Genomic DNA, 7,659 nt, shown 5'->3' with positions numbered 1-7,659 from the left:
GATACAAGGCAGGATCGGGAGAATATTCTTCAAATCACGGATAAGTCAGGATGCTTTCCCATGCCTATGGGGGGGGCGCTTTGACGCTAGTGGCCCCATCACGGATCAGAGGCCGATCCAGTCCTCGGCAAGCAGCATGATCTCCATTTCGTCTTCGGCCGAGACCCCGAGGTAGGGTCGGGCAGGCATGGTGACCATGTAACCCGCGATATCGACCTCGGTCGCGCGCGCGCCGTCGGATTTTGGCGAGACGAATTTCCGGCCGGTCACTCCGGTGGTCGGATCGTAGTGACGATAGATGCGGCCCTTGCGCGCCGGGATCGGGATCGTGCCGCCGAACTGATGGATTGCAGCATAGTGGCGGACGGGATCCTGATCGAGAACACCGACCCGGGCCGCGTCATTGTCGGCATCCTGCGAGATAGCAGCTTGCAGGTGGATGCCGTCCTTCACGCCATTCGTGTTCAGGATCGTGAGAGGGAGCTGTCCCTTGCGGGTGCGCTCCCGGATCGTCGCGGCCTTGAGCTTCGCCCAGGGAGTGCCGCTGGGGGCCGTCTGCTTGCGGAAATTCTCCCGGGACGAGCTCGCGAGGAGTTCGGCTACGTTTTGGTAAAACCCGCGCCGCTCTTCCATGCGGCGCAGCAGCGCCGCGAGCGCCTCGCTGGCCTCCCGGTCGTTCACCTCGATTGTAAAGCCATTTTCTGGCATCGTCGTTGCTCCTTTAATATACGACCACATCAAGATCAGAGGATACGTGTTTAGTTCCATTTCGCTGCGATGGTCACCGCTTCGGCGAAGGTGACGGTCTTCTCGCGCTGGATGCGCAGAATGCGGGCGTAGAGTTCGGCCTGTTCCGGATCAGCATCGAAGCCGCGTGGCAAGTTCATGCCGTCAAAAACACTGACGGGGATCGCGTCCTTGACGCTTTGAGGCGGAGTGACCGGCGGGCGTGGTAGTGGCGTCTCTGTCGAGACCGAAGGGCTCGGGCCGCATTGAGGGGTCACAATCGGCTTCGGCAGGGCCGGAAGTTTCAGATCATCCAACCCGAAGACGGTGACACGGCGCAGGGACCATTGAGCGGGGGCCGGGTTTCCCGGCGCGCCCGGCGGGAAGAAATCAACGTCGATCGTGCCGCGCTGACCGGATTTCAGCGCCTTGGCGACCTCGGGCCAGACCGACCCGAAATCAGCGGTGAGGGTATCACCCCGTGCTTCGAGCAATGCCACCCAACCATAGGCCGGATCGTCTATCTTGGGGATGCCCAGAACGAGCGGCACAGGCGCGGTTTCGCGCTGCTCGTTATAGGTCGAAGCGATCTGACGCAGCACCTCTGCGGTGATGACCGGAGCCGCGCCGCCAGCTGCGCTGGCACGATAGATCGTGAGAGGGCCGACACATTGAACATCGGTCGCGAAATGCACCTTTCCGGTGATCGCGTGCGGCGTGCAACGGTCAAAGTCACCGCCGAAAATATACCCGGGGGAGCGTCCCATCTTGACCTCACAGGTTGAAGGCGAGGCCACCTTGCGGGTGACCTCACGGTGTCAACGTCCGTTCTGGGCGATCACCACGGCGTCGGCGAAGGGCATGTCCGGGTTCTGGCGCATGATCTGCTGGGCGCGGGCGGCAAGCTCATTCTGGGTCCGGTCGATCTCGTGCCCCTTGGGCATGTTGGCAGCCGCTGCCGGGGCATTCGTGAACGGGTCCGGGCCGAGGTCCATGGCCCCGAAGCTCACCACCTTCGGCATGCGCTCCAGGAAGGAGAACAGCCATTCCTTGGCCGGGATGGTTTCACCCGAGGCGAAGCTGACGGTATGGCGCTGGTCAATCCCGGCGCAGAAGCTGATGACCTCATCCTTCAGCACGGGGAGAAGACGCCCTTCGTCCACCAGCTTCTCCACCTTCTGCGCAAACAGAAGCTGTTCCAGCTCGGCTTCGCGCGCGGACACCTGTTTTCTTGACGGGCTGGACGCGAAGGCAGCGATATCGCCTTGCAGGATCGCCGTTCCGCCGTTCGGGATACTGCCCTTTCCCGGCGCGGGCAGGTCGTCGAAGAAGCTGACACTGTGAAGGTGAATTTCGCCTGGTGCGGGGTTGTCCGGTGACTTCGGCGCGTAGAGAGAGGCGAAGGTGATCGGCCTGCCCATCGACATGCCCGCCGCGAAGGACGCGTTGCCACCCGGGCGCGGGATGGCAAAGAGCGTGCCATTTTCGACCACAAGCGCGCGGATGAACGAAGCCTTCGGGGGAACACCGAACGATGCGGGGGCGGCGAACATGGTGGCGCTGTCCGCCTTGTAGTTGGCGGCGAGGGCGAACAGGTCACCCTCGTTGATTTTTGACGGCACCTGCCCGATCGCGGTGCAGATCGGGCCTGCGCGCAGGATCGGGATTGCCCCGGATTGCGGACCTGCCATGGTCATGCCCCCGTGATGCCGGTGAACAGGAAGCCCGAGGCGATGCCCGTCATCACCGGAACACGTTCATAGGTTACGCCATAGACCCACGACTTCACCTCGCTCTTCCATTCGGGCTTCTCCACGAACGGGTGCCCTTGCAGGGTGTAAGTGTAGCCGAAGGAGGGGTTTTCCATCGCCGCGTCCTGCGTCGGCGTGTAGGCCAGCACCGCGACGTTGTCCCAGGCCTCATGAAACACCGGAGGGGTGGCGTCGGTCTCGGTGACGTAGGTGGTCTTGCCCACGGCCAGCTCTTCCAGATCGAACAGGCCCGCCAGCATCTTGGCCGTGACAGATTCGGCGGTCGTATACTTGAACCGTTCGATGATCTTCGGGTGCTGCTTGAGCGCCTTGAAGCCGACATTGGCAACGACCATACGGTTCGGCTCGACGCCGCAGGTGGTGCGCACCTGATCTTTCGCGGCCTCGATGTCCGCGATCGGATCGCTCGCGCCGTCATTCCAGCAATCCGCACCCGAGAGCGCGAGCTTGTTGTTCGCGCCATAGCGGGCGGTATCGGTGGCAAGTGCGGCCTGTTCGATTTCCAGAGACAGCGTAAGGCTGTTCATGGCCGTGTTGACCGCGCGCTTGCCAAGGTCGATGCCAGGCACCGTCTGCGCATCTTCCATGAACTCACGGGGCACGGGAACATCCAGGGCATATTGCTTCAGCGCGAAGGGCTCGCCCTGATAGCCGAACTGGATCTGCGCCGTGTTCGCGCCGGGCGCACGGATCGCCTTGTAATCGACGAAGCTTTCCAGCCCGAACCGGATGACGGTGCCGCCCCGTGCCGGGACGGGGACGGCCGGGAACAGGATATGCCCGACCCGTTCGTTGTGGCGATAGCCCTGGGCGATCGTGGTGAGGATCGGATCGACGACGCGGGCCGTTCTGGTGTTGAGGACTGGCAAGGGGGAACTCCGTGTTGCTCAGGTAGGGAAAATCTGGCGCAGGAGCGGCTTTGATGGTCTCTGGCCACCCGGACACCTGAAAAGGCGAGAGGCCACGTCAAACCGGCGTCAAAATCGCTCCTGCGAGGTGTTCAGGCGAAGCCGCCCGACTGGACGGGCGTTCCGCCGCCGGACGGCGCGCCGAGAAGGGCGGGCAGACTGCGCGGTTTGCGGTTGGGATTGTTGACGCCCCGGCTCGCCAGCAGGCGGCGAACGTGGCGCTCGGTGAAGCCGATCACCTTGGCGATTTCCCAGTTCGCAAGCCCCTTGCGCACCAGATCGACCGGATCGGCTTCCGGTTCGCTGCCCCGGCGCGGAAGCGGCACGTAATAGGCCGCATAGCCGACCGTTGCCGCCATCAGGCGGGCATTCTCCAGCCCGATCGCCTGGGCGAGGAAATGCCCCTCATGGATTGTCTCGGGGCGGTTCGGGAGATTGATGGTCTGGCCGCCCAGGGCATCGCACAGCCGGTCGAAGACATAATGCCCGAGCTCGTCAAGGATCATGTCCTTGATGAGCTGGGCGTTGCTCTCGTCCGGGAAGTCGATGCGGTCGATCCGTGCAGTCATCCTTGAAACCCTCCATTCAGACCCGTTCACAGGACTATGTCCTGTGAAAAAAGCCGGTCCCCCGGACATGGTCCGGGGGATGCGGGCGGGTGCTCGGGGATGATGGCCGGGCGCAGCGGGGAAGTTTCGGGTTCTCCAAACCGCGTGTTGCTCTGACTGCGGATGGCATTGCTGCACTTTGGCAATGCAGGCAGATCGCCGGGGGTCCGTCCCACGCCCCTCGGTCGATGATGCCGGAACGGCTGGCCTTCAAGCGAGAGAAGGTCAGCCGTTTTCGCCTGATCGAACAGGAAACGGCAGATCGTGGCGGTTCTGGGTGCAACGCCACCGAAGACGCCGGAAAGGCCCGGCCGGGCGCATCCGGACGGGCCTTTCGTTCGCCAAATGTTCTGCCAGAAGCCAGACTCTGGCTTTTGGCACATGACTGATAGCGGTTGCGACCAGAGTCCAATCTCTGGACTCTGGTCGGTGGCCGAAGTCTGGCTTTTAGCACACTTTGCCCACCTCCCCCGTCAAATCCACTTGCGGCGCAGGCGTTTTTGACGCATCGTCGCAAGTGGAGCTTGAAAACTCTTACCAGTGGTGGGTCGCGCCACCGTGATCGGTGCGAAGGGTGGGAAATCATTTCCCACGCATTTTCCTGATCAGAACGGCGCAGCATATCCGGCCTTGCCGGAGGCGGTCGCACATGGTGTGGCCGGGAGGGCAAGGCGTATGTCCAAGGCGTTCGCGCCTAAAGGCCCTGCTGCCGTCCACTGGCGGTTTTCAACTCCCGGCTTCCGCGCTGTTCGCGGATTTCGCGCCTTGAAAAGCGCTTACCAGTGGATGCGACCATGAATACCGAACTTGCCCCCGACCTGAATCTGTCCGATTTCGTGACGCAGGTCGATGATACCTATCACGCCCTGCGCGCCTTCAACTTCCTGCTCGACCGGATGCACGAAACCCATGCGGGCGGGGTCGATGCGCTGATCGGCTACGGGATCGGTCAGCTCCTGCGCCGTCATGTCGATGATCTGGCCGAGATCAACAGCGATGTGTTCCGCCTGATCACCCGGGTTGACCGCGCCGAAACCGCGCTGGCCGAGATCGAGGACGCCCACCGCCCCGCCCTGCAAGACCCGGCCCCCAGCGCCGAGGATCGCATTGCCGAGATCATCCGCACCGCCGTTCTGGCCGAGGCCAGCCGCCCAGCGTGGCACGATCTGGACATGATCGCCGCCCGCGCCTGCGTTGACCGGGCAGACGTGGCCCGCGTGATGTTCGTCCTGACCGGCGAGGATCACGCCGGGGAAGCCTATCGCGACAGGGGCGGGCATCCGGCCGAGGGGATGGCCGCGCATCTGCTGGCGATGCAGATCAACCGCGCGTTGGCCCATGGCGAAATCTGGGGCCGCGTCAGCGATGCCACCGGGATCGAACTGGACCGCCTGCACGAGGTGCTGGAAGCGGTCCTGACCCACATGCCGCGCCGGGCCGGTTACAAGGGCCAGATCGCCGAAATGCAGGAGGCGGGCCGCGCCGATGCCGACATGCGGGAACAGGCGGCAGAGCGGATCGCGCAGGGGCCGAGCGCCGGGAAGCTGCGCGAGACGCTGGAAGCCGTGGTGGGCGACGATCCCGAAACCGGCGGCATGAGCGAGACGATTGCCCGGATCGCCGACGAAAGCGGCCTGCCTTCGGCCTCGGTCGCGCGCGTGGTGGGGATGCTTCTGGCCGAGGTCAGCGAAGAGCCCGAAAGCCCCGAGGAAGAGCCCACCCCCGCGCCGCGTGGTCGCCGGAAGGTGCATTGACATGGCGGTGAAACGGGACACCCGGCGCGAGGGGCCGGAGCCGCGCCTTGTGCGCGTGCTGATGGAACTGGCCAAGTTCGGCCCGAAGATGCGCCCGATTGAACGCGCCTGCAAGCTTGGCGAGGCCAAGGCGGCCTATGTCGAGATTTACCCGGAGTCGTCGGTGGGGGGCAGGCTGAAAGCTGACGAACCGGGCGGCTTCGCAGCCTTCGTCGCGAAGAGAGAACAAACGTCAAAGAAGGGCATCAACTGGTATGTCATGATCTTCACCAACCTGATGCCCGATAGCCGAGCCCGCCTTCTGGCCGCGCCGCGCGCGGACAAGATGACCCACCTGAAAGCCCTGTCCGAGCTTGCGCCCAAGGCGCAGGCCCGCGCGCTCGATCTGCTCGACACGGGCCGCGCCGCCAGCCTGCGCGAGGCCGTCGCTATGGTCGCGGGAAAGGCGGATCGCGCGCCCCGCCTGCGCCCCAGCCAACGGCGCGCGCTGGCCGATCTGCCGACCGAGGCACTGGTGGCCGAACTGCGCGCCCGGGGCCTTACTGTCCAAGGGGGCCGCGATGGATGAGCGTTTTGACCTGACGGTGGCAGTTGACGCCGATACCTGGGCCTATGCGCAACGGCGTATGGCCTTCCTTGAAGCCATGCTGGTGCGGGTGCTGCGGGAACATTTCGAGCTGCAAGAGTGGTTCGCCGCAGCCGAGCTTGAGGCCCTGCGCCTGCCGGGCCTGCCCACGCACCGCAGCACCATCACCCGCAAGGCCCGTCAGGAAGGGTGGGAATGCCGATGGTCGAATGGGCGGTATCTGTTCCACGTATCGGCGCTGCCATCGCGGGCGTTTGACGCCCTTCTGGCGCGCATCCTCGACCTGCCGCCGATCGAGGCCGAGGCCGGGGAATGGTTCGATCTGCCCGCCCCGCCAGCGCCAGCGCCGCCCATGCCGGTGAACACCGCACCGCCATGGGTGCTCCCCCTGATGCGGCTGATGCGGAACGAAACAGGCGGCGACCTCGCCCGCGCATGGCGCGAGTTGCCGCATCATGTCCCGGAAGGAACGGCCTTGCCAAGCGTTGAAGAGGCGGCGCAGGTTCTTGTCCGGTTCGGTCTGGCGTGAGGCGCGCATGTCGCAGGAATATGATGAGACCGACTGGTTCACCGCCCGGCAGATCGCCGAGGTGGTGAGCCGCTATCGCATTCCCGGGTATCGCACCTCTGAAAGCGGCGTGATCCGCTGGATCAAGGAACAGCGCGCCGGGCCATATGGCTGGCGGTTCGAGAAGAACACTGCCAAGTGGTATGGCGAATATCGCGGCGCGACGGCCTATCATTGGGCCGCGTTTTTGTTTGACGGGGCGCTGTGCTCGGCCTTGCTCGAAGAGGGCAAGCGGCGCAGGAAAGCGGCAGGAGAGGCTAAGAGGAAGGCGAAACGGATTGCCAAGGGCTGGAAGGTGAAGGGAGATCCGCTGCCATGAGGAGACGGTTGACGGTAGGGCGAGAGCCGTGAACAAAGGGGCCGACATGGCCCCTTTTCTTTGGTCTGCGGTTTTGCCATTGGAAGAACGTTTTCCCTGCCACTAATCAGCGGGAGAAGAAATTTCCATCCTAAAGCTGGTGCGCCGTTGTCCGAAAGCCGGTGCTCCGCCACAGATTCAGCGACGTCTCTTCACGATAAGGGGGAAGTTTTGGTGGCGAGGGGGGGACTCGAACCCCCGACCCCGTGATTATGAGTCACGTGCTCTAACCTGCTGAGCTACCTAGCCACGCTGTGGCGCGTAGCTATGCGATGGCGCGCGGGGCGTCAAGGGGCTTGCGCGCAAAATCTGCGCCCGCCCCGCGCGGCGGGCTTCGGCCTGCCCCCGGCAAGGCACCAGCCCTTGCGCAAGGGAACTG

10 protein-coding genes and 1 tRNA gene are annotated in these 7,659 nt (G+C 64.1%); 5 read left to right on the top strand and 6 right to left on the bottom strand.

Translation table 11 applies throughout. From position 1 onward, the window contains the following. Positions 1–105: 105 nt before the first annotated feature. The 5 genes from EOW65_RS06470 to EOW65_RS06450 all read right to left on the bottom strand — a co-directional run bounded on the left by EOW65_RS06470 (position 106) and on the right by EOW65_RS06450 (position 3,975). On the bottom strand, positions 106–708 hold the full coding sequence (locus tag EOW65_RS06470; protein ID WP_164880014.1) for a phage virion morphogenesis protein: 603 nt from the start codon (positions 706–708) through the stop codon (positions 106–108). A 50-nt stretch (positions 709–758) separates the two neighbouring features. Then, complete coding sequence (locus EOW65_RS06465) at positions 759–1,493, bottom strand: hypothetical protein (protein WP_128148153.1); 735 nt, start codon at positions 1,491–1,493, stop codon at positions 759–761. A 51-nt stretch (positions 1,494–1,544) separates the two neighbouring features. Continuing rightward, positions 1,545–2,423, bottom strand: coding sequence for a hypothetical protein (locus EOW65_RS06460; protein WP_128148152.1), 879 nt, complete (start codon positions 2,421–2,423; stop codon positions 1,545–1,547). Then, positions 2,420–3,367: a major capsid protein gene (locus tag EOW65_RS06455; protein WP_128148151.1), complete on the bottom strand. Its 948-nt coding sequence runs from the start codon at positions 3,365–3,367 to the stop codon at positions 2,420–2,422. The genes EOW65_RS06460 and EOW65_RS06455 overlap by 4 nt, the downstream gene beginning before the upstream one ends. Positions 3,368–3,498: 131 nt before the next feature. Continuing rightward, a complete protein-coding gene (locus tag EOW65_RS06450) occupies positions 3,499–3,975 on the bottom strand; it encodes a hypothetical protein (RefSeq protein WP_128148150.1) in 477 nt (158 codons plus the stop codon). Between the two features lie 230 nt (positions 3,976–4,205). Between EOW65_RS06450 and EOW65_RS19920 the strand changes: the two genes are divergently transcribed. The 5 genes from EOW65_RS19920 to EOW65_RS06430 all read left to right on the top strand — a co-directional run bounded on the left by EOW65_RS19920 (position 4,206) and on the right by EOW65_RS06430 (position 7,241). Then, a complete protein-coding gene (locus EOW65_RS19920) occupies positions 4,206–4,403 on the top strand; it encodes a hypothetical protein (protein ID WP_164880013.1) in 198 nt (65 codons plus the stop codon). A gap of 405 nt (positions 4,404–4,808) precedes the next feature. Then, a complete protein-coding gene (locus tag EOW65_RS06445) occupies positions 4,809–5,768 on the top strand; it encodes a hypothetical protein (protein ID WP_128148149.1) in 960 nt (319 codons plus the stop codon). Position 5,769: 1 nt separating this feature from the next. Then, positions 5,770–6,336 (top strand): hypothetical protein, encoded by a 567-nt coding sequence (locus tag EOW65_RS06440; RefSeq protein ID WP_128148148.1) that lies wholly within the window; start codon positions 5,770–5,772, stop codon positions 6,334–6,336. Next, positions 6,329–6,883 (top strand): DNA-binding protein, encoded by a 555-nt coding sequence (locus EOW65_RS06435; protein WP_128148147.1) that lies wholly within the window; start codon positions 6,329–6,331, stop codon positions 6,881–6,883. Before EOW65_RS06440 ends, EOW65_RS06435 begins: the two co-directional genes overlap by 8 nt. A gap of 7 nt (positions 6,884–6,890) precedes the next feature. Further along, positions 6,891–7,241, top strand: coding sequence for a hypothetical protein (locus EOW65_RS06430; RefSeq protein ID WP_128148146.1), 351 nt, complete (start codon positions 6,891–6,893; stop codon positions 7,239–7,241). A 211-nt stretch (positions 7,242–7,452) separates the two neighbouring features. Here the strand turns inward: EOW65_RS06430 and EOW65_RS06425 are convergent. Then, positions 7,453–7,529, bottom strand: a tRNA-Met gene (locus EOW65_RS06425). Between the last annotated feature and the right edge of the window lie 130 nt (positions 7,530–7,659).

The sequence above is a fragment of the Paenirhodobacter ferrireducens genome, assembly GCF_004022265.1.
Classification (GTDB): Bacteria; Pseudomonadota; Alphaproteobacteria; order Rhodobacterales; family Rhodobacteraceae; genus Rhodobacter; species Rhodobacter ferrireducens.
Note: the sequence above shows the minus strand (reverse complement) of the source record. Positions and strands in the feature narration are given on the sequence as shown.